Below are 21,230 nucleotides of genomic sequence, written 5' to 3'. Positions count from 1 at the left end.
TCGTCAGTGAAGCCCCCAGGGGCTCACCCACCCCGCCGTGACGTCATGAACACCCTTCCCAATTTTTGCGCCATCGACTTCGGCACGTCGAATTCGGCCGTCGCCATTCCCCAGGACCTGGGCGGCATGCGCCTCATCGAACTGGAGGCCGGCCAGCGCACCATGCCGACGGCCGTCTTCTACTTTGCCGAGGGCCCGCACGACGCCGACGGCCCGCCCCGCGCCTTCGGCCGCGCCGCCGTGGCCGCCTACGTGGAGGGCCACGACGGCCGGCTGATGCGTTCGATGAAGAGCATCCTCGGCTCCCCCCTCATCGACCAGACCACCGATGTCGGCGGCGGCCGCGGCGCCAAGTACTCGGACATCGTCGCCGGCTACCTGAAGCGGCTGCGCCGCCTGGCCGGCAACCCCAGCCGCGCGGTGCTGGGGCGGCCGGTGTTCTTCGTCGACGGCGAGCCCGAGCGCGACAAGGCGGCGCAGGCGCAACTGGAGGCCTGCGCCCGCGCGGTCGGTTTTGCGGACGTGCAGTTCCAGTACGAGCCCATCGCCGCGGCCTTCGACTTCGAGCAGCAGGCCACGCGCGAACAGCTCGTGCTGGTGGCCGACATCGGCGGCGGCACCAGCGACTTCTCCCTGGTGCGCGTGGGCCCCGAGCGCATGCAGCGCCTGGCGCGCCGCGACGACATCCTGGCCAGCCACGGCGTGCACATCGCCGGCACGGACTTCGACCGCCACATCGAGCTGGCCGGCCTGCTGCCCGAGTTCGGCTACCGCTCCACGGGCCCCAGCGGTCGCGAGCTGCCCAGCGGCATCTACTTCGACCTGGCCACCTGGCACCTCATCAACACCTGCTATGCGCCGCTGCGCGTGGCCGAGTGGCGGGGCATGAAGAGCTGGTTCAGCGACGTGCGCCAGCATGCGCGGCTGATGACGGTGCTGGAGGAGCGCCTGGGACACGAGCTGGCCGCGCGCGCCGAGGGCGCCAAGATCGCCGTCTCCGGCGGCGCCGACACGACGGTGGACCTGAGCCATGTCGAGCCAGGCCTGGTGCTGCCACTGAGCGAGCGCGTGGCCGTGGATGCGCTGCGCGCCGACCTGGACCGCATCATCGCGACGGCGCACGAGACCGTGGCGCTGGCCGGCCTGAAGGCGAGCCAGGTCGACGCGCTCTACTTCACCGGCGGCTCGACGGGCTTGCGCCTGCTGGTCGACGGCATGGCGGCCGGCTTCCCGCAGGCCGCGCGCGTCACCGGCGACCGCTTTGCCTCGGTCGCGACCGGGCTGGGCCTGCACGCCCAGCGGTTGTTTGCTGGGGCTTGAGCGGCCGAGAAACATCCGCCAGCATCAGCACCGCGCTGACCAGCCCCTCGACGGCCTGTTCCAGATCGGTCGGCGGCTCCAGCGACTCGATCTCCTCCAGCAGCGCATCGGCGTCCTCCAGGTCGTCCGGGTCCAGGTGCAGGTACAGCGCCGCCAGCGGCTCCAGCAGCGGCTCCTCGGGCAGCTTCATCAGCGCCGGGTGGGCGTCCAGCGCGTGGGCAAAGCCGGCCACCCAGGGCAGCACCGTCTCGCTGGGGCCGGCGTCCTCGTCCAGCTCGAACACCCAGGGGTCGAACCACTGGCGGCCGATGATGGCCATGTTGAGTTCCTTGTGGCGGCGGCGCAGCAGCGCGACGAGTTCGTCGCTCAGGCGCGGCGGCACGGGCCGCCCCTCGCTGTCCAGCAGCGGCGGCAGCCAGCGCTCCAGCGGCACGGCCTCCGGCTGCAGCAGCACGCCGCACAGGTAGCCGTCGGCCATGCTGACGTCCAGCGGTTCCAGCGGCGCGGGCAGGTCGTCCAGCAGGGCCTGCAGGCGCTCCAGATCGGCTTCGGAGAGGGCTTCGGCGGCGCGGTGGATGGGGGCAGACATGACGGGATTATCGGCAGGACGGCGTGAATATTGCCCGCCGCGGCGCGGGCAGGCGTCCTACAGTGCTGCCATCCCAACGACGCCCTCACCCGAGGGCTTCATGACCCGGCAGCCCGCTGACCGGGTCTTTTTTTGCGCGCAGCGTCAGCCCTTCACGCACGCGGCGGGTTGGCGGCGTCCATCCTGGCACCCAGCTCTGATACTGGCGGCTATGCCTGCAGTACTCGCGCTGCGCTTCGACCCCGCGGTCGTCGTGCTGTCCTATCTGACCGCCGCCTTCGCGTCCTATGTGGCGCTCGACCTGGCCCAGCGCGTGCGCACGCCGGATGCGCTGGTCGCCCGCGCCTGGTGGATCGCCGGCTCGCTGTCCATGGGCACGGGCATCTGGGCCATGCACTTCGTCGGCATGCTGGCGCTGAAGCTGCCCTTTCTCGTCGGCTATGACAGCGCCGTCACGCTGCTGAGCTGGCTCGCGGCCGTCGGCGTGTCGGCCATCGCGCTGCGTGTCGCGGCCCAGGAGGCGCTGACGCCGGCGCGGCTGGCGCTGGGCTCGCTGAGCATGGGCGCCGGCATCTGCGCGATGCACTACACCGGCATGGCCGCCCTCGTGCTGGCGCCGGGCATCCAATGGAACTGGCCGCTGGTCGCGGCCTCGGCCGGCGTCGCGACCGGCGCGGCCGCCGCGGCGCTGTGCATCTTCTTTGGCCTGCGGCGGCTGCCGCGTGTCTGGGCGCGCTGGGGCCAGGTCGTCGCGGCGCTGGTCATGGGCGCGGCGGTGGCCGGCATGCACTACACCGGCATGGCCGCCGCCGGCATCGCCGAGGGCGCGGTCTGCCTCAGCGCGACCGGGCTGCGCGGTGACAACCTGGGCAACCTCGTCGCCGGCGCCACGTTCGCGCTGCTGCTGCTGACGCTGATCACGTCCGCGCTGGACGCTCGCGGCCAGCGCCGCACGAACCGGCTGCAGCAGTCGCTGCACGCGGCCACGACCGAACTGCACGAACAGGCGCTGCGCGACGCGCTGACCGGCCTGGCCAACCGCCAGCTGCTGGACGACCGCCTGCAGCACGCCGCCGCGCGCGGCCAGCGCGAAGGCGCCCGGCTGGCGCTGCTGGCCGTCAACCTGGACGGCTTCAAGCCCATCAACGACAGCTTCGGCCTGGCCGCCGGCGACCAGGTGTTGCGCGAGACCGCCGCGCGGCTGCAAAGCCTGGCGCGCAGCGACGACACGCTGGCGCGGCTGGGCGCGGACGAGTTCGTGCTGGTGCTGGAGGGCGAGGTCGGCGAGGCCACGCTGGCCCAGGTTGCCCAGCGCCTGCTGGACGCACTGTCCGAGCCGATGACGGGCGTGCCCGGTGCCGGCAGCCAGCCGCTGCGGCTGTCGGCCTCGGTCGGCATCGCGCTGTACGACGGCACGGGCCCGGGCGAGGCACTGGTGGCGCAGGCCGACTCGGCCGCGCAGTCGGTCAAGCGCGCCGGCGGCAATGGTTTTGCGTTCTTCGAAGCCCACATGCAGGCCGGCGTGCGCGAGCAGGTCGAGCTGGCCCGCGACCTGCGCGCGGCGCTGGCCGGCGAGGCCAACGGCGGGCGCCTGTCGCTGCACTACCAGCCCAAGGTGGCCAGCGACGAGGGCGAGGTCACCGGCGTCGAGGCGCTGCTGCGCTGGCAGCACCCGCAGCGCGGCGCGATCAGCCCGGTCGTCTTCATCCCGATCGCCGAGCGCTTCGGCCTCATCATGCCGCTGGGCGACTGGGTCATCGCCGAGTCCTGCCGCCAGCTGGCCGCCTGGCGGGATCAAGGCCTGCAGATGCGCGTGGCGATCAACCTGTCCGTGCAGCAGCTGCGCCAGCCCGACGCGCTGCTGCGCCACTTCGAGGACGTGCTGGCACGCCATGACGTCGACGCCCGCCTGCTGACCTGCGAGATCACCGAGTCCGTCGCGATGGACGACGCCAGCGCCACGGAGCGCGCCTTGCAACGCCTGGCCGGGCTGGGCCTGGGGCTGTCCATCGACGACTTCGGCACCGGTTATTCCAGCCTGGCCTATCTGCGCCGCCTGCCGGTGTCGCAGCTGAAGATCGACCGCAGCTTCATCCAGGACCTGGAGACCAGCGCCGACGCGCGTGCCATCGTCAAGGCCGTCATCGAGCTGGCCCATGCGCTGGGCCTGAGTGTGGTCGCCGAGGGCGTCGAGACCGAAGGCCAGGCCGCCGTGCTGCGCGGCAAGCGCTGCGACAAGCTGCAGGGCTTTCTGTTCGCGCGGCCCATGCCGGCCGACGAACTGGCGCGCTGGGCGATGGATGCCCAGGACTCGCGGCTGCTGCGCTTCAGCGCCTCGGTCTACGCGCCGCTGGACGCCGGCGCAGGCGTCTAGGCGAGCATGCGTTCCGGCGCCACGTAATGGCGCCGGAAGTCTTCGAAGGGCATGGTGTCCGCCGCCTCGATGCGGGCCTGCTCGGCCAGCGAGTCGGCCGCCATCTTCTCGAAGCGCTGCTGCAGCGCGTCCGGGAACGGCAGCGCCAGCAGCGCCGCGCGGGTCGCATCGCTCTGGCGGCGGATGAAGCCGACATGGCTGTCGTCGAAGTCCTGGTCCATGACGGCCAGCACACGCGCCGACGGGCACAGCTCGGGCCGGCGCAGCCGCTCGGCCACGCGGGCCAGCGCCGCGCGGTAGGCCGTGCCGCCATGGGCCGCGTCCAGCGCCTCGGCCTGGGCTGCGCAGGCGGCCAGGATCTCGGCCGCCCAGTCCTGCAGGCTGCGCTCGCCGCCCTGCCAGTGCTCCAGCATCAGGCCGGGCTCGCGGCCGCGCGCGGCCACGCGGTGCTGGTTGCGCGCATTCAGCGCGCCTTCCAGCGGCGTGTCGTCGGGGCTGTCGCTCTTCAGGCAGTGCAGCAGGAAGGCGTCCAGCACGCGGATCGCGTCGGCGCCTATGCCCAGCGGCTCGAAGGGGTCGAGGTCCATCAGCCGCACCTCGATGTACTCGACGCCGCGCTCGCGCAGCGCGTGCAGCGGCCGCTCGCCGGAGCGGATCACGCGCTTGGCGCGGATGGTGCTGTAGAACTCGTTCTCGATCTGCAGCAGGCTGGTGGAGAGCTGGTTGTAGTCGCCGCCGGGCGTCTGCACGCCGATGGCTTCATAGGCCGGGTAGGGCCGGCTCAGCGCCTCCTGCAGCGACGCGGCATAGCTTTCCAGGCAGTTGTACGTGACGGCGATGCTGGCCTGCGCGTCGCTCTGGTAGCCCAGGCGCCCCATGCGCAGCGAGGTCGCGTGCGGCAGGTACAGGCTGTGCTCGGACAGCCGCTGCAGGCCGTGCTCGCGGCCATGCACGAAGCTGTCGCACAGCGCCGGGCTGGCGCCGAACAGGTACAGCAGCAGCCAGCCCTCGCGGCGGAAGTTGCGGATGGCGCCGAAATAGCCCTCGGTGGACACGCCCGGCAGCGACCAGTTGTAGTGGATGCCCGAGATGGTCTGCATGCGCCGGCCGTAGCGCTGGCCCAGGCCCATGCGGTAGACGCTCTTGGCGCGGCCGACGTTGCTGCCGCCATAGCGGCCGATGGGGATGGTTTCGTCGGCCGGCAGGCCGCAGGGCATGGAGCTGACCCACAGGCGCTCGTCGGCCAGGGCCCGGTAGACGGCCTGGTGGATCTCGGTCAGCTCCTGCAGGCAGTCGTCCACGCCGGCATGCACGCCGGTGATCAGCTCCAGCTGGGACTCGCTGTAGTCCGTCGTGATGTGCGGGTGCGTCAGCGCCGAGCCCAGCGCCACGGGATGCGGCGTCAGCGCGAGGCCGCCCCCGGGCAGGGCGCGCAGGCTTTCCTTCTCGATGCCACGGCGGATGCCGAGCAATGTCTCTTTGTCATTCATGGCGTCCGGGGACCGCTAACTGGGCCGAGACGGTAGCAGAAGAGCGCTAAAGCTGTCCGGGCGCGTCGATGTCGGCCAGACTGGGCCTCAGGGCATGTTCGCCGGCCTGGATGCCTTCGTGGTGGCTGAGGTAGAGCGACACATCGTGGCGTTCCAGCCAGCCAATAGCCTTCAACCGGTCCAGCACCGGTCCCTTCACCTCGGACAGCTCCAGCCGCAGCCCCTCGGCCGCCAGCGCGGCGTGCAGCTCCTGCAGCGCCGTGAGACCCGACACGTCGATGTGGTTGACCGGCGCCATCAGCAGCAGCACACGCTGCGGCGCGCCGACGCGGACGCGGTGCTCGCGCACATGGGCCAGCACGACGTCCACCAGGCCACGGGCGTTGGTGAACACCAGGCTCTCGTCGATGCGCAGGCCCACGACCTCGGGCTGCCATTCCACCGCGTAGCGCTCGAAATTGCGGTAATGCTGGGTGCCCGGCACGCGGCCGATGCGCGCCACATGCGGCCGCGCCGTGCGCTGGATCAGCAGCGCGATGGAGCCGACGACGCCCAGCGCCAGCGCCGCGCCGACGCTCCACAGCAGCACGGCCGCCGACACCGCCGCCATCAGCAGGCCTTCCGCGCGGGCGTAGCGCCAGGCGTCGGCGTAATGGCGCAGCGTGAAGCCGCCCAGCACGGCCACGACGATGGTCGCGGCCAGCACCGGCTTGGGCAGGTGCGCCAGCGGCCCGGCCAGCAGCAACATGGCCAGGGCCATGAAGGCGGCGACGAACACCAGGCTCCAGCGGCTTTGCGAGCCGGCCTCGTGCAGCAGGATGCTGCGTGAAAAGCTGCCCGCCACCGGCATGCCGCCGGTCAGCGACGCGACCAGGTTGGCGGCCGCCAGCCCGCGCATCTCGGCGGCCGGGAGCAGCTTCTCGCCACGGCGCTGGGCCAGCGACTCCGACACCGCCAGGCTGGACACGAAGCCCATCAGCCCGACCAGCGCGGCCGACGGCAGCAGCTGCAGCCACAGCGCCGCGTCCAGCGGCGGCAGGCCCAGCGGCACTGACATCGACGGCAGCGCGCCGACCTGGGCCACGCCCTGGGCGGCCGGCGTCCACGCCGACAGCGCCATCGCACTCACCAGCAACAGCAGCGGCGCCAGGCGCGCCAGCAGCCGCGAGCCGGCGCGGCGAGACAGCAGCAGCAGGACGATGGCCGCGGCGCCCCAGGCCGCGCTCAGCGGACCGAAGCCGCCCTGCGGGGCCGACCTGAGCAGGTCCGGCAACGTGAAGCCGGCCGCGGCGCTGCCCAGCAGCACCGGCAGCTGGCCGGCGGCGATCATCAGCGTGGCGCCGTTCTCGAAGCCGCGCAGCGCCGGCACCGACAGCAGGCTGCTCAACGCATCCAGCCGCAACAAGGCCGCGCAGGCGAGCAGCAGGCCCACCTCGGCCGCCAGCACCAGCGCGCCCGCCTCCACCGACACGCCCGCCGGCAGCCCGCCCAAGGCCTGGGCGATCATCAGCGCCAGCACCGCCACCGGCCCCAGGCCCAGCACCGGGCTGGAGCCCAAAGCGGCATAGGCCAGCAGCGGCAGCAGGCTGGCGTACAGCCCCACCTGCGGCGGCAGGCCGGCCAGCATCGCGTAGGCCAGGCTCTGCGGGATCAGCAGCACGGCGACGACGGCGCCGGCGATGAGGTCGGCGCGCCAGGTACGCGGCAACCCCATCAGTCGACTTTCGCGCCGGAGACCTTGACGACCTTGGCCCACTTGGCCGTCTCGGCGGCGATCAGCGCGGCGAACTCGGCCGAGGAGCCGCCACCGGCGACGGCGCCCTGGCCGGCCATGCGCTCGCGCAGCGCCGGCGCGTTCAGCGCCGCAGCGGCCTCGCGCTGCAGGCGCGCGACCTGGTCGGCCGGCTGGTTGCTGGGCGCCAGCAGGCCGAACCAGGAGCTGGCCTCATAGCCCTTGAGCTGCGCGCCGCCGGCCTCGGCGACGGTGGGCAGGTCGGGCACGGCCGGGCTGCGCTGGGCGCTGGTGACGGCGATGGCCAGCAGCTTGCCGGCCTTGATCTGCGGCAGCGCCGACGGCAGGTTGTCGAACATCAGGTCGGTGTTGCCGGCCATCAGGTCCAGCAGCGCCGGGCCCGAGCCGCGGTAGGGGAAGTGCAGCATGAAGCTGCCCGTCATGCTCTTGAACAGCTCGCCGGCCAGGTGGATGGACGTGCCGTTGCCGCTGGACGCCATGTTGAGCTTGCCCGGGTTGGCGCGCGCGACGCGGATCAGGTCGGCCACCGAATGGATGCCCAGGCGCGCCGCGTTGGCGGGGTTGAGCACCAGCACGTTGGGCACGGCCGCCACCAGCGTGATGGGCGCGAAGTCCTTCACCGGGTCGTAGGGCAGCTTGGGGTACAGCGCCGCGTTGATGGCGTGCGTGCCGACCGTGCCCATCAGCAGCGTGTGGCCGTCGCTGGCCTTGGCGACCTCGGCCGAGCCGATGTTGCCGCCCGCGCCGGGCTTGTTGTCGACAACGACGGCCTGGCCCAGGCGCTGCTGCAGTTCCGGCGCCATCGCGCGCGCCAGCAGGTCGGTGGTGCCGCCGGGCGTGAAGGGCACGACCAGGCGGATGGGCTTGCTGGGCCAGCTGGACTGGGCGAGTGCGGGCAGCGCGAGGCTGCCGGCCAGGGCGGTGATCTGGCGGCGGTTCAAGCTCATCGATGTCTCCTCGTTGATGTCAACGGTCGACTTTGACACCAGACAGCTTGACGACGCGAGCCCATTTGGCGGTCTCGGCGGCGATCAAAGCCGCGAACTCGGCGCCACCGCTGCCCTGGATGAGCAGCCCGCGGGTCTGCAGGCGCTCGCGCAGCGCCGGACCGGCCAGCACTGCAGCCACGTCGCGCTGCAGCCGCGCCAGCTGCTCGGGCGGCTGGCTGCTGGGCGCGAACAGGCCCACCCAGGCGCTGGCCTCGTAGCCCTTCAGCACCGGGCCGCCGGCCTCCTCGACGGTGGGCAGCTCGGGCAGGCCGGGGCTGCGCCGCGCGCTGGTGACGGCCAGCGCCAGCAGCTTGCCGGCCTTGATCTGCGGCAGCGCCGACGGCAGGGAGTCGAACATCAGGTCCATGTTGCCGGCGATGACGTCCTGCTGCGCCGACGCCGTGCTGCGGTAGGGGAAATGCAGCATGTAGGTCTGGGTCAGGCGCTTGAAGAGTTCGCCGGCCAGGTGCGAAGGGTTGCCGTTGCCGCCGGAGGCGATGTTCAGTCGGCCGGGCTGGGTCGTCGCCACATGCACAAGATCGCCCACATTGCGGATGCCCAGCGACTGCGCGACGCCGGGGTTGACGACCAGCACCAGCGGCACCGTCGCGATCAGGCTGATGGGCGCGAAATCCTTCACCGCGTCGTAGGGCAGGCGGCGCGACAGCAGCGGGTTGATCGCATGCGTGCCGACGCTGCCCATCAGCAGCGTGTGGCCGTCGCTGGCGCTGGCGACTTCGGCGCTGCCGATGTTGCCGTCGGCACCGGGCCGGTTGTCGACGATGACGGCGTTGCCCAGGCCCCGCTGCAGCTCGGGCGCGAGCAGGCGCGCGACGACGTCGGCCGCGCCGCCCGCGGGGTAGGGCACGACGATGCGCAGCGGTTTGCCCGGCCAGACCGGCGCGTTGCCGGGCTGGGCCTGGGCGGCACCGGCGGTGGCGGCCAGCCATACCAGCAGGCCGCGGCGCTGCAGCCGCACGCGACTCATGGTGGCCCGGGCAGCAGGCTCAGCCTGACCTGGCCGTTCATGCAGGCGGCGTCGAAGTCCTGCAGGATGGCGCCCAGCGTGTCGGCGTCGGGCACCTCGACGGCGGTGATGCCCACGCCGCGGTTGCGGCCCTCGGCCTTGGCCTTGTAGAGCACCATGTCGGCCCAGTTGACGGCCTGCTCCCAGTGCAGGCGCAGCCCCGGCCCTCCCGAGCCGCCGAGCGGGAAGCTGGCGAAGCCGATGGACGTGGTGATGCGCAGCGGGCCCTCGGGCGTGGCCATGGGCGTGCCGCCGATGCTGCGCAGGATGCGGTCGGCCATCAGCGCGAGGTCGGCGCCGGGCAGCTCGGGCGCGAACACCAGGAACTCCTCGCCGCCCCAGCGCACGACCAGGTCGGTGTCGCGCACGGCCGCACTGATGCGACGCGCGACCTCGACGATGACGGCGTCGCCGGCCGCATGGCCATGCTGGTCGTTGACGTTCTTGAAGTGATCGATGTCGATCATCATCAGCGCGCCGTGGAAGCCCTCGGCCTTGGCCTCGCGCGAGCGCTGGTCCATGACGGCCAGGAAGTGGCGGCGGTTGGACAGGTCGGTCAGCGGGTCGCGCTCGCTCTGCGCGCGCAACAGGCTCTGGTTGGCCGTCAGGCGGGCCTGCGCGCGGCGCATGCGCAGCAGCGTGACGCCGATCAGCGCGATGGACAGCAGCAGCAGCACACCCACGGCCACGCCGACCTGCTGCGCCAGGCGCTGGTTCTCGATCTGCTGGTCCTTCAGCTGGCCGTCGCGGTTCAGCAGGTCCAGGTCGCGCTGCTTGGCGGCGCTGTCGTACTTGCGGCGCAACTCCTCCAGCGCGGCGGCGCGGTTGCGCTCGTTGGTGCGCGCGTTCAGCTCGCGCTCATCGTTGAACGCGGCGAGCGCTTCCTTGTACTGGCCGGCCTCGGCCCAGGTGTCGCCCAGCTCGCGCAGCTCGCGGGCGCGCGGCACGAGATCGGTCGGGTCGACGGTGATGTCGCTGGCGCGCACCAGCTCCTGGCGCGCCGCGTCGAACTGGCGCAACTTGATGTGGGCCACCGCCAGGTTGTGATGCAGGCCGCGTTCGTAGGTGCGGTCGCGAAAGCGCTGCAGCACCGGCAGCGCCTTCTGGCCCGTGGCCTGGGCTTCCTTCAACAGGCCCAGGTGCATGTAGGCATCGACGAGGTTGGAACGCAACATGGCGACCAGGTGCGGCGCCTCGGCCTGCTCGGCCAGCAGCAGCGCGCTCTCCAGCGCGCTGCGCGCGGCACCGGCGTCGCGCGCGCGGCGCTCCAGCACGGCTTCGAAGTTGCGCACGCGCGCGCCGGCGACGAGGTCGCCCTGGGCCTCCACCAGCGCCGCGCGGATCTCGGCGCGTGCCGCGTCGACATGGTCCTGGGCCTGCAGGATGACGGCCAGCTGCGCCAGGCTGAGCGCGGCCAGGTGCTTGTCCTCGCCGGCGCGGGCCAGCGCGAGGGCGCGACGCACGCTGGCCTCGGCCTCGACGAACACGCCCTGCCCGGCCTGCTCGCGCTGCAGCATGCGCAGCGCCTCCCAGTTGCTGCGGAAGTCGCAGCCCAGCTCACGCACGGCACGCACCTCGTCGCCCACCGGGCAGCGCTTGGCCAGGCCGGTCAGTGCGCGGGCGGCCAGCGTGCCGGCGGGCTTGCCGGAGCGCTCCTGGATCAGCGCGCGCAGCAGCCAGCTGCGGTCCACGCCGTCCTCGCGCGCCATCAGTTGCACGGCGACGCCATCGGCCGCCTCGGTCTGGCTGGCGGCGAGCAGCACGCGGCCACGGGCCAGCAGCCAGGCGGCCTCGCGCGGCTGGCCGGGGCCGGCATGCGTGGGCCAGCGCCGGGTCAGCTCGGCGAGCATGGCGTCGGGGTCGTCGAAGGCACGGCGCGTGATGTTGGCCAGCAGCGTGTCCTCGGCCACCGGATCGGGCGCGGTCACCGGCGCCGCGTTCAACGCGGCAGTGGCCAGCAGCAGGCTCAGCGCGAGGGCGGCTGCTCTCATGCACCAGCCGGCCGTAGGCCGTCGTCGAGGGGCTGCATGCCGCTGTTGGGCGCCACGACGCCTGGGCCGCTGAGTGCCATCAGGCCCACACGACCCTCGCTCCAGGCGGCTTCGAGGCGGGCCGTCAGCTGCGCGGCGGCGAGGGCGTCCGCGGCGTCGATGCGCTCGACGCCATAGGCCTTGTTGCGGCCATGCGCCTTGGCCAGGTACATCACCGTGTCGACGAGATCGATGGCGCGCTCCCAGGACAGACGCAGCCCGTGCGGCGGCAACGGCAGGCTGACGAAGCCGATGGACGCGGTGACGTGGATGTTGCGGCCGTCGTGGCGCACCGAGCGGCCGCCGATGAGGTCCAGCAGGCGCTGCGCGAGCTGCGGCGCGAACGAGCTTTCGCGGCTGCGCGCAACGATGAGGAACTCCTCACCACCCCAGCGCACGATGAGGTCGTCGTCGCGCACGGCCTCGCGCAGCCGGCGCGCCATCTCGATGAGGACCACGTCGCCGGCGGCATGGCCGAAGCTGTCGTTGATGCGCTTGAAATGGTCCACGTCGACGAGGAAGACGCTGCCCACCAGCCCCTCGGGGCCGGACAGGTTCCTGATCGCAGCCTGGAAGTGGCGGCGGTTGGCCAGGCCCGTCAGCGGGTCGGTCTCGCTCTGGCGCTTCAGCGATGCGTTGCTGTGCGCCAGCGCCTCGTTGGTGCGGCGCACGCGGCGGAAGGCCTGGTACAGCAGGCCCAGCGACACGACGACGCAGCCACCCAGTGCCGCCCACAGCGCCAGCGCCAGGTTGCGCTGGTGGACCTGCTCGGCCTTCAGCGCGTTGTCGCGGTTCAGCAGCTCGATGTCGCGGGCGCGCTGCTCGGCGTCCTGGCGCTCCTGCGCTTCCAGCAGCAGCTTGCGCGTCTCGTCGCGCAGCACTCGGTCGGCCATGCGACGGTGTTCGCGATACGCGGCGACGGCACCGGGCAGGTCGCCAGCGCGCTCCAGGTAGCCGGCCATTTCCTTCCAGCCGTCGGAGGCATAGGACAGCGCGCCCTGCTGCTCGTCCAGCGTGATGGCGGCACGCGCCTCGTTGCGGCCCTCGGTGATGCGGCCCAGCGCGATCTTGGCCAGGCCGATGTTGGAGCGGGCGACGCTCTCGGCGCCGGTGTTGCGCGTCGCGCGCGCCAGCGGCAGCGCCTGCTCTGCCAGCTCCAGCGCGCGCGCCGGGTGGCCTTGGCGCAGGTGGTAGTCGGCGAAGTTGGCCAGGCCCAGGGCCCGCACCGAGTCGGCGCCGGCGATGGCGGCCTGCTCCAGCGCGTCGGAGTTGGCCTGCAGCGTGATGCTGGAGTCGCTGTCGTCGGCATGCACGATGCCGCGCATCGTGTGGACCTGGTTCAGCGTCATCGGGTCGGGGTCCTTCTGCGCCTCGGCCAGGGCCTGCGCCGCGATCTGGCGGGCGCGGGCCGGCGTGTCGGCGCGCAAGGTCGTGAAGGCCAGGTCCACGAGCGACAGCGCGACGCGCCACGGCTGGCCGGTCTGCTCGGCCAGGCGCAGCGCGTTGTGGCCCTCGGTCAGCGAGGAATCGAGTTCACCCGCATCGCTGCTGATGGCCGCGAGCTGGCGGTAGTAGCGCCAGCGGTAGACCAGGCCGGCGGCGTTGAGCTGGGCCGCATCCACCGCGGTCAGCAGCTTGCGTGCCTCGCGCAGGTCGCCGTGCGAGCGCAGGTACTCGGTGCCAATGCTGGCCGCCGCGACGGTGGCGGCGGCGCGCAGCTCGCCGGCGGGCCAGTCCCGCAGTTGCTGGGCCAGCTGCTCGCTCAGCGCCCGGTCGCGCGCCAGTGCGGCCAGCAGGCCGCGCAGCGCGATGACGTCGAGCTGCGCGGCACTGCCGGGCGGCAGCGCCGCGCCGCGCTCGCGCAGCTCCTTCTCGTACTGGGCTGGCTTGGCGCGCTCCGCGCGCTCAATGCGGTCGAGGTCGCGGGCCAGGCCGTCGGGGCTCACGGCCGAGGCGGCGGAGGCGGCCGCGTGGGGCGTGGCGGAGCCGCCGTCGCCTGGGGAACAGGCGCTCAGCAGGACCAGCGCGGCCAGCGCCGCGCACAGCGTTGATCGTGGAGCCAGGGGTCGGAGCATCGCGGCGGCAGGAACATCAGGTTCCAAGCGCCCCATTTCAGCGCGGTTCGGCCGGGGCCGCTGCGGATGCCGGGCCGAAGACCGTTGAAATTCCACGCGAGCTGCCGCGGCGGCCTCAGGCGACCTGGCCCTGGTAGCCGCGCGGCACGGCGCCCAGCAGCCGGCGCGTGTATTCCTCACGGGGCGCGGCAATCAGCGCCTGCGTGCCGGCCTGCTCGACGACGTCGCCGTTCTGCATGACCAGCACCTCGTCGGAGATGAACTTGACGACCGCCAGGTCGTGGCTGATGAAGATGTAACTCAGGCCGAACTCGTCCTGCAAGTCCTTCAGCAGGTTCAGCACCTGGGCCTGCACCGACACGTCCAGCGCCGACACGGCCTCGTCCAGCACCAGCACCTCGGGTTGCAAGGTCAGGCAGCGCGCGATGGCGATGCGCTGGCGCTGGCCGCCGCTGAACTCGTGCGGGTACTTGGCCATCGCGCTCTCGTCCAGGCCCACCTTCTTCAGCAGCGCCACGGCGCGCGCCTCGCGCTCGGCCGTGTTCGCGCCGATGCGGTGGATCTCCATCGGCTCGCGCAGCGTCTGGCCGATGGTGAAGCGCGGGTTCAGCGACGCGTAGGGGTTCTGGAACACGACCTGGATGCGGCGGCGCATCTGCTGCCAGTCGGCGCCGCTCATCTTCAGCAAGTCCTTGCCCTCGAACAGCACCTGGCCGCCGGTGGGCTCGTGCAGGCGCAGCAGCGTCAGGCCCATGGTCGTCTTGCCGGAGCCGGACTCGCCGACGACACCCAGCGTGTGGCCCTTGCGCAGCTTGAAGCTGACGCCCTTGACAGCCTTGAACTCGCGCTTGCCGAACAGGCCGTCCTTGAGCCAGAAGCTCTTCTGCAGGCCGGTCACTTCCATGATGACCGGCGCGCTGTCGTCCTTCACCTGCGCATCGCGGGCGCTCTCGCGACCGGCGATGTGGTCGTCGATGACCATCAGCCGCGCCGGGTTCTCGGTCAGCGATGGCCGGCAGGCCAGCAAGGCCTTGGTGTAGGCGTCCTGCGGGTCGTTGAAGATCTGCGCCACCGGCGCGCTCTCGCGCACCTGGCCATGGCGCATGACGACGACGTGGTCGGAGATCTCGCCCACCACGCCCAGGTCATGCGAGATGAACAGCAGGCTCATGCGGTGCGATTCCTTCAGCCTGGCCATCAGCTCCATGACCTGGCGCTGGATGGTCATGTCCAGCGCCGTCGTCGGTTCGTCGGCGATCAGGAGCTTGGGCGAGCAGGCCAGCGCGACGGCAATCATCACGCGCTGCTGCTGGCCGCCGGACATCTCGTGCGGGTAGGCCTTCAGGCGCCGCTTGGGCTCGGGGATGCCGACCTCGTTGAGCAACTCCTCGGCGCGCACCAGCGCCTGGCGGCGGCTCATGCCCATGTGCTTCATCAGCGGCTCGCAGATCTGCGTGGCGACGTTGAAGACCGGGTTCAGCGAACTCATCGGGTCCTGGAACACGCAGGCGATGTCCTTGCCGCGGATCCCCTGCAGGTCGCGCATCGACGCCTGCAGCAGGTCGCGGCCCTGGAACAGGATGCGGCCTTCGCGCTCGGCGTTGCTGGGCAGCAGGTTCAGGATGGACATCGCCGTCACGCTCTTGCCCGAGCCGGACTCGCCCACCAGCGCGACCGTGCTGTTCTCCGGCACGTCGAAGCTGACGCCCTTGACGGCCAGCTGGCGCTGCATCTGGCCATCGACGCGGCCCATGCGGAAGGCGACCTTGAGGTCTTGAATGCTGAGCAACATGGTCACTCCAGACCTCTCAACTTCGGGTCCAACGCGTCACGAAGCGCATCCGTGAACAGCGCAAACGCGGTGACGAAGACGGCCATGAAGGCGGCCACGACGGCCAGCTGCCACCAGTAGCCCAGGATCAGCTCGTTCTGCGCCTCGCCCAGCATGGTGCCCCAACTGACCTGGTCCACGCCGACGCCCAGGCCCAGGTAGCTCAGGATGACCTCGCTCTTGATGAAGCTGACCACGTGCAGCGACAGCTGCACCAGCGCCACATGCGACACGTTGGGCAGGATGTGCCGGAACATGCGCGACGCCTGCGACGCGCCGATGGCCTCGGCCGAGCGCACGTACTCGCGCACGCGGTGCTTCATGAACTCGGCGCGGATGAGGCGGTAGATGCCGGTCCAGCCCGTCAGCGCCAGGATGAGCACGACGGCGCCGACGCCGCGCGGGAAGATGGCCGCGAACGCGAAGATCAGCAGGATGCTGGGGATGGCCGTGAAGACGTTGTAGACCCACTCCAGGAAGTCGCCGACCTTGCCGCCAAAGAAGCCCGACACGGCGCCCAGCACGGTGCCGATCAGCGTCGCGACGATGGCGGCCGCCAGGCCGACAAAGATGGAAACCTCGGCGCCCTTGATGACCTTGGCCAGCACGTCGCGGCCCAGGCGGTCGCCGCCCAGCGGCAGCGTCTCGGCCTTGTTGATCTCGTCGGTCTTGAAGGCCTTGGCGCGCTCGGCCCATTCGGCGTAGCGCGGCGCCAGCGGGTCGATGTCGGACAGGTCCACGTTCGGCCCCTTGGGCGCGGCGATGGTGCCGGTGTCCTCGGCGGGCTGCGGGCCCAGCAGCGTCGGCGGCGCGTTGGGCACGCCGACCTCCTTCTGCCAGCCCGACGCGACCAGGTTGGTCGCGGCCAGCAGCACCAGCACCATGAAGGCGCCGACGATGGCCATGGACACGACGCCGACGCGGTCGGTCTTCAGGCGTCGCCAGGACGCGGCCCAGACGCCGCCGGAGGAGTTGGACACGGCGATCATTTCAGCACCACCCGGGGGTCGACGAGCTTGTAGAGCAGGTCGACGAGAAGGTTGACGGTCATCGTCAGCGCGGCCAGGTAGATGGCGAAGGCCTGGATGACGGGATAGTCGCCGCGGTTGACGGCCAGCAGCAGCTCGCGGCCCAGGCCCGGGATGGAGAAGAACACCTCGATGAGGAAGCTGCCCACCAGCACGCCGGGCAGCAGCACCGACACGTTGGTCAGGATGGGGATCATCGCGTTGCGCAGCACATGCTTGAGCAGCACGGTGCCCTCGGTCATGCCCTTGGCGCGCGCGGTGCGCACGTAGTCGTGGCCGATCTCGTCGAGGAAGAAGCTGCGGTACAGCCGGATCTGCGGTGCCAGCGACACGGCCACCGCGACCAGCACCGGCAGCGGCGCGTAGGTCGTCAGGTTGGTCCAGTGGCTGCCGGTCCAGCCCTGCACCGGGAACCAGCCCAGGCGAAAGGCAAACACGTACTGGGCCAGGATGACGTAGACCAGCAGCGAGATGGACACGGCCACCGTCGTGCAGACCATCACGGTGCGGTCGGTCAGGCTGCCGCGCACGGTGGCCACGGCGAGCGCGAACGGGATGGCCAGCGCCACCTCGAGGATGAGGATGGGCACGGTGACCGTCAGCGTGGCCGGCAGGCGCGTCGCGAACAGGTTGGCGACCGACTCATTCGTCGCCCAGCTCTTGCCCCAGTCGAAGGTGGCGATCTGCTTGATGAAGATCCACAGCTGCTCCCAGACCGGCTTGTTCAGGCCCAGCTGCTCGCGGATGGACTCGATCTGCTCCGGGCTCGCGTTCAGGCCGCCGAGGATGATGGCCGGGTCGCTGCCGAAATACTTGAACAGGAAGAACACCAGCAGCACGACACCGAGCAGGGTCGGGATCATCTGCCACAGGCGTCGAACGAAATAGGCCGCCATCGGGGCTCCAAGAAACTGCAAACCCCGCCGTTGACGCGGGGTTACACGGGAAAACGGGCCGGAGTCTATGCGAGCAACCCTGGGCCTTGCCCTGACGGTTTCACTAGACTCCGCGACTTTCCCGCCTTTGCCGCGCCCTCCGATGAAGCTCCCGTCCCTGCTGACCGCCCTGCTGCTGGCCTGCACACTGACCGCCGCCCAGGCCCAAGACAAGGTGCTTCGCTATGCGTTCAAGGTGGCCGAGACCGGCTTCGACCCGGCCCAGATCACCGACCTGTACTCCAAGGCCATCGTCGCCGGCATCCTGGACGCGCCGCTGGAATACGACTTCGGCGCCCGGCCGTTCAAGCTGCGGCCTGCCACGCTGGTCGAGATGCCGGAGATCAGCGCCGACTTCAAGACCATCACGATGCGGGTCAAGCCCGGCATCTACTTTTCCGACGACCCGGCCTTCAACGGCAAGAAGCGCGAACTGACCGCCGAGGACTACGTCTACAGCGTCAAGCGCCACTACGACCCGCGCTGGAAGAGCGGCAACCTCTACCTGCTGGAGAACGTCAAGATCCTGGGGCTTTCGGAGCTGCGTGCGGAGCTGATGAAGGCCAAGAAGCCCTTCGACTACGACCGCGAGGTCGAGGGCCTGAAGGCGCTGGACCGCTACACCTTCCAGCTCAAGCTGGGCGTCGCGGACCCGCGCTTCATCTACCAGTTCAGCGACCCCGGCTTCCTGGGCGCCGTCGCACGCGAGGTGGTCGAGTTCTATGGCGACAAGATCATGGAGCACCCGGTCGGCACCAACGCCTGGCGGCTGGCCGAGTGGCGGCGCAGCTCGCGCGTGGTGCTCGACAAGAACCCCAACTACCGCGACGTGCGCTACGTCGAGACTGCGCCGCCCGACGCCAGCGACAAGCTCAAGGCCGAGGTGGCCGCGCTGCAGGGCAAAAAGCTGCCGCTGGTGGACCGCGTCGAGATCGACATCATCGAAGAGTCCCAGCCGCGCTGGCTGTCCTTCCTGCGCGGCGAGGCCGACGTCATCGAGGAGGTGCCCATCGACTTCGCCAGCGTGGCCATTCCCGGCAACCACCTGGCGCCCAACCTCGCCAAGCAAGGCATCACGATGACGCGCTATCCCCGCGCCGACATCGCCTTGAGCTACTTCAACATGGAGGACCCGGTCGTCGGCGGCTACACGCCCGAGCGCATCGCGCTGCGCCGCGCGATCAACCTGGCCGTGGACCTGGACAAGGAGATCCGCCTGGTGCGCCGCGGCCAGGCGCTGAAGAGCCAGGGGCCGGTGCCGACCACGGTGTTCGGCTACGACCCCGCGTTCAAGTCCGAGATGAGCGAGTTCAGCCTCGCCAAGGCCAAGGCCTTGCTGGACCTGTACGGCTATGTCGATCGCGACGGCGATGGCTGGCGCGAACAAGCTGACGGCAAGCCGCTGGCCATCGAGTACTCGACGCTGGCCGACGGCGAGCGCCGCCAGCTGGCCGAGCAGTGGCAGAAGAACATGAGTGCGCTGGGCATCCGCATGAGCTTCAAGATCGGCAAGTTCCCCGAGCAGCTCAAGGCCGCCAGCGCCGGCAAGCTGCAGATGTGGGCCGTCGGCTGGGTGGGCTCCACACCCGACGGCGACACCTTCCTGGCGCTGGGCTCCAGCGCGGCCAAGGGCAAGGCCAACAAGGCGCGCTTCGCGCTGCCGGCCTTCGAGGCCATCTACGAGAAGCAGAAGGCCTTGCCCGACGGCCCCGAGCGCCTGGCGCTGATGACCGAGGCACAGCGGCTGCTGGTGGCCTACGCGCCTTACAAGTTCCACGTGCACCGCATCTGGACCGACATGGCCCAGCCCTGGGTCAAGGGCTACAGCCGCAACATCTTCGTGCGCGACTTCTGGAAGTACGTCGACATCGACCCCGCTGCCGCCAGCCTCAAGGCCAAGTGATGAAACAACTGCTCGCCGCACTGGCCCTGTGGGCCGCGCTGACCCCCGCCGGTCACGCCGCGCAACCCCAGAAGACGCTGCGCTACGCCTTCCTGATCGCCGAGACGGGGTTCGACCCGGTGCGGCTGTCGGACATCTACTCGCGCACCATCACGGGCCACATCTTCGAGGGCCTGTACACCTACGACCCGCTGGCACGGCCGACGCGCATCGTGCCGCTGATCGCCTCCGCCGACCCCGAGATCAGCGCCGACTTCAAGACCTTCACGATCAAGATCCGCCCCGGCATCTACTTCGCCGACGACCCGGCCTTCAAGGGCAGGAAGCGCGAGGTCACGGCCGAGGACTTCGTCTACAGCATCAAGCGCTACGCCGACCCGGCCAACAACGCCCAGGGCTGGTCGCAATACGAGGAAGCCGGCCTCGTCGGCCTGAACGAGTTGCGCGAGCGGGTCATCAAGAGCAAGAAGCCCTTTCCCTACGACAGCGAGGTGCAGGGCGCGCGGGCACTGGACCGCTACACGCTGCAGGTCAAGACGAACGAGGCCCGGCCCCGGCTGGTGGAATCCATCTTCGCCGGCAGCGACCTCTACGGCGCGGTGGCGCGCGAGGTCGTCGAGTTCTACGGCGACCAGATCATGGAGCACCCGGTCGGCACCGGCCCCTTCGTGCTGAAGGACTGGCGCCGCAGCTCGCAGATGGTGCTGGAGCGCAACCCGACCTACCGCGAACGCCACTACGAGGCCCAGCCGGCGCCCGATGACGCCGAAGGCCAGGCCATCCTCGCCAAGTTGAAGGGCCGGCGCCTGCCCATGCTGGACCGCGTCGTCATCGACGTCATCGTCGAGCGCCAGCCGCGCTGGCTGGCCTTCCTGAACAACGAGCACGACTTCATCGAGCGCGTGCCCGAGGAGTTCATCACCCAGGCCGCGCCCGGCGGCAAGCTCGCGCCCAACCTCGCCAAGCGGGGCATGCAGGCCGTGTTCACGCTGGCGCCCGACATGACGCTGACCTGCTTCAACATGGAAGACCCGGTCGTCGGCGGCATGACGCCGGACAAGGTCGCGCTGCGCCGCGCGATCTCGCTGTCCTACGACGTGCAGCGCGAGATCCTGATCGCGCGCCGCGGCCGTGCCGTGCCGGCGCAGGGCCCCACCGTGCCGCACACCACCGGCTACGACGCGGCGTTCAAGAGCGAGATGAGCGACTACGACCCGGCGCGCGCCAAGGCGTTGCTGGACATGTATGGCTACGTCGACAAGGACGGCGATGGCTGGCGCGACCTGCCCGACGGCCGCCCGCTGGTCATCACCCGCAACACCGAGCCCAACTCACTGAACCGTGCCATCGACGAGCTGTGGGACAAGGCGCTGCAGGCGGTGGGCATACGGATGCAGATCAAGATCCAGCAGTGGCCCGAGAACCTGAAGGCCGTGCAGGCGGGCAACTACCAGATGTGGCCGGTGGGCTCCACGGCGGCCCAGCCGGATGGGCAGGGCGCGCTGCAGCGCTTCTACGGCCCCGCCGCCGGCACGCAGAACCTGCCGCGCTTCAAGGACGCGCGCTTCGACGCCATCTATGACCGCATGCAGGCCATGCCCGACGGCCCGGAGCGCGAGGCGCAGTTCAAGGAGGCCAAGCGCCTCGCGGTGACCTATCTGCCTTACAAGGTCCACGTGCACCGCATCCTGACGGACATCGAGCAGCCCTGGATGAGCGGCTACCGCCGGCCGCTGTTCTGGCAGGACTTCTGGCAGTTCGTCGACATCGACGAGAGCAAGCGGCCTGTCCATTGAAATCACCGGGCGCGTCCCACAGATTCAACGGCCTGTCGCACGACACTGGTCTCCACGCGCAGGGCCGCTAGGCTTCGCCACATCAACACC

Annotated in this window: 14 protein-coding genes; 4 read left to right on the top strand and 10 right to left on the bottom strand. The window is 70.7% G+C overall.

The window, feature by feature from the left end:
* Positions 1-45 precede the first annotated feature (45 nt).
* Positions 46-1,320 (top strand): Hsp70 family protein, encoded by a 1,275-nt coding sequence (locus AC1D29_RS14910; RefSeq protein WP_477898665.1) that lies wholly within the window; start codon positions 46-48, stop codon positions 1,318-1,320.
* Here the strand turns inward: AC1D29_RS14910 and AC1D29_RS14905 are convergent.
* A complete protein-coding gene (locus AC1D29_RS14905; RefSeq protein ID WP_477898663.1) occupies positions 1,247-1,909 on the bottom strand; it encodes a YecA/YgfB family protein in 663 nt (220 codons plus the stop codon). The genes AC1D29_RS14910 and AC1D29_RS14905 overlap by 74 nt on opposite strands.
* A gap of 211 nt (positions 1,910-2,120) precedes the next feature.
* Here AC1D29_RS14905 and AC1D29_RS14900 point away from each other — a divergent pair, with 211 nt between their 5' ends.
* Complete coding sequence (locus AC1D29_RS14900) at positions 2,121-4,283, top strand: putative bifunctional diguanylate cyclase/phosphodiesterase (RefSeq protein WP_477898661.1); 2,163 nt, start codon at positions 2,121-2,123, stop codon at positions 4,281-4,283.
* Here AC1D29_RS14900 and gshA read toward each other — a convergent pair.
* The 9 genes from gshA to AC1D29_RS14855 form a co-directional block, all read right to left on the bottom strand.
* A complete protein-coding gene (gshA, locus tag AC1D29_RS14895) occupies positions 4,280-5,773 on the bottom strand; it encodes a glutamate--cysteine ligase (protein ID WP_477898659.1) in 1,494 nt (497 codons plus the stop codon). The genes AC1D29_RS14900 and gshA overlap by 4 nt on opposite strands.
* Before the next feature lie 46 nt (positions 5,774-5,819).
* The gene (locus tag AC1D29_RS14890) at positions 5,820-7,487 is read right to left on the bottom strand and encodes a SulP family inorganic anion transporter (protein ID WP_477898656.1); all 1,668 of its coding nucleotides are present in this window, start codon (positions 7,485-7,487) and stop codon (positions 5,820-5,822) included.
* Complete coding sequence (locus AC1D29_RS14885) at positions 7,487-8,473, bottom strand: Bug family tripartite tricarboxylate transporter substrate binding protein (protein WP_477898654.1); 987 nt, start codon at positions 8,471-8,473, stop codon at positions 7,487-7,489. Before AC1D29_RS14885 ends, AC1D29_RS14890 begins: the two co-directional genes overlap by 1 nt.
* Positions 8,474-8,492: 19 nt before the next feature.
* Entirely contained in the window at positions 8,493-9,503 is a 1,011-nt protein-coding gene (locus tag AC1D29_RS14880) for a Bug family tripartite tricarboxylate transporter substrate binding protein (RefSeq protein ID WP_477898652.1), read from the bottom strand.
* On the bottom strand, positions 9,500-11,533 hold the full coding sequence (locus tag AC1D29_RS14875; RefSeq protein ID WP_477898650.1) for a GGDEF domain-containing protein: 2,034 nt from the start codon (positions 11,531-11,533) through the stop codon (positions 9,500-9,502). The genes AC1D29_RS14880 and AC1D29_RS14875 overlap by 4 nt, the downstream gene beginning before the upstream one ends.
* Positions 11,530-13,647 (bottom strand): GGDEF domain-containing protein, encoded by a 2,118-nt coding sequence (locus AC1D29_RS14870; protein WP_477898648.1) that lies wholly within the window; start codon positions 13,645-13,647, stop codon positions 11,530-11,532. The genes AC1D29_RS14875 and AC1D29_RS14870 overlap by 4 nt, the downstream gene beginning before the upstream one ends.
* 115 nt (positions 13,648-13,762) lie before the next feature.
* Entirely contained in the window at positions 13,763-15,439 is a 1,677-nt protein-coding gene (locus AC1D29_RS14865; protein WP_477898646.1) for an ABC transporter ATP-binding protein, read from the bottom strand.
* 2 nt (positions 15,440-15,441) lie between these two features.
* Positions 15,442-16,467: an ABC transporter permease gene (locus AC1D29_RS14860; RefSeq protein WP_477898644.1), complete on the bottom strand. Its 1,026-nt coding sequence runs from the start codon at positions 16,465-16,467 to the stop codon at positions 15,442-15,444.
* Positions 16,464-17,402, bottom strand: a complete 939-nt coding sequence (locus AC1D29_RS14855; protein WP_477898642.1) for an ABC transporter permease — start codon at positions 17,400-17,402, stop codon at positions 16,464-16,466. Before AC1D29_RS14855 ends, AC1D29_RS14860 begins: the two co-directional genes overlap by 4 nt.
* 142 nt (positions 17,403-17,544) lie before the next feature.
* Here AC1D29_RS14855 and AC1D29_RS14850 point away from each other — a divergent pair, with 142 nt between their 5' ends.
* Together AC1D29_RS14850 and AC1D29_RS14845 are read left to right on the top strand one after the other, a co-directional pair.
* Positions 17,545-19,344 carry an ABC transporter substrate-binding protein gene (locus AC1D29_RS14850; protein ID WP_477898640.1) on the top strand — a complete coding sequence of 600 codons (1,800 nt, stop codon included), beginning with the start codon at positions 17,545-17,547 and terminating at the stop codon, positions 19,342-19,344.
* Positions 19,344-21,140, top strand: a complete 1,797-nt coding sequence (locus AC1D29_RS14845) for an ABC transporter substrate-binding protein (RefSeq protein ID WP_477898638.1) — start codon at positions 19,344-19,346, stop codon at positions 21,138-21,140. Before AC1D29_RS14850 ends, AC1D29_RS14845 begins: the two co-directional genes overlap by 1 nt.
* Positions 21,141-21,230 lie beyond the last annotated feature (90 nt).

Source organism: Roseateles sp. P1_C6 (assembly GCF_056406315.1).
This window is presented reverse-complemented; position numbering and strand designations above follow the sequence as displayed.

Coding starts and splice junctions, on each gene's coding strand:
- AC1D29_RS14905 (WP_477898663.1), bottom strand. CDS start 1,909: ATGTCTGCCCCCATCCACCGCGCCGCCGAAGCCCTCTCCGAAGCCGAT.
- AC1D29_RS14850 (WP_477898640.1), top strand. CDS start 17,545: ATGAAGCTCCCGTCCCTGCTGACCGCCCTGCTGCTGGCCTGCACACTG.
- AC1D29_RS14865 (WP_477898646.1), bottom strand. CDS start 15,439: ATGTTGCTCAGCATTCAAGACCTCAAGGTCGCCTTCCGCATGGGCCGC.
- AC1D29_RS14845 (WP_477898638.1), top strand. CDS start 19,344: ATGAAACAACTGCTCGCCGCACTGGCCCTGTGGGCCGCGCTGACCCCC.
- AC1D29_RS14885 (WP_477898654.1), bottom strand. CDS start 8,473: ATGAGCTTGAACCGCCGCCAGATCACCGCCCTGGCCGGCAGCCTCGCG.
- AC1D29_RS14910 (WP_477898665.1), top strand. CDS start 46: ATGAACACCCTTCCCAATTTTTGCGCCATCGACTTCGGCACGTCGAAT.
- AC1D29_RS14880 (WP_477898652.1), bottom strand. CDS start 9,503: ATGAGTCGCGTGCGGCTGCAGCGCCGCGGCCTGCTGGTATGGCTGGCC.
- AC1D29_RS14900 (WP_477898661.1), top strand. CDS start 2,121: ATGCCTGCAGTACTCGCGCTGCGCTTCGACCCCGCGGTCGTCGTGCTG.
- gshA (WP_477898659.1), bottom strand. CDS start 5,773: ATGAATGACAAAGAGACATTGCTCGGCATCCGCCGTGGCATCGAGAAG.
- AC1D29_RS14875 (WP_477898650.1), bottom strand. CDS start 11,533: ATGAGAGCAGCCGCCCTCGCGCTGAGCCTGCTGCTGGCCACTGCCGCG.
- AC1D29_RS14890 (WP_477898656.1), bottom strand. CDS start 7,487: ATGGGGTTGCCGCGTACCTGGCGCGCCGACCTCATCGCCGGCGCCGTC.
- AC1D29_RS14860 (WP_477898644.1), bottom strand. CDS start 16,467: ATGATCGCCGTGTCCAACTCCTCCGGCGGCGTCTGGGCCGCGTCCTGG.
- AC1D29_RS14870 (WP_477898648.1), bottom strand. CDS start 13,647: ATGCTCCGACCCCTGGCTCCACGATCAACGCTGTGCGCGGCGCTGGCC.
- AC1D29_RS14855 (WP_477898642.1), bottom strand. CDS start 17,402: ATGGCGGCCTATTTCGTTCGACGCCTGTGGCAGATGATCCCGACCCTG.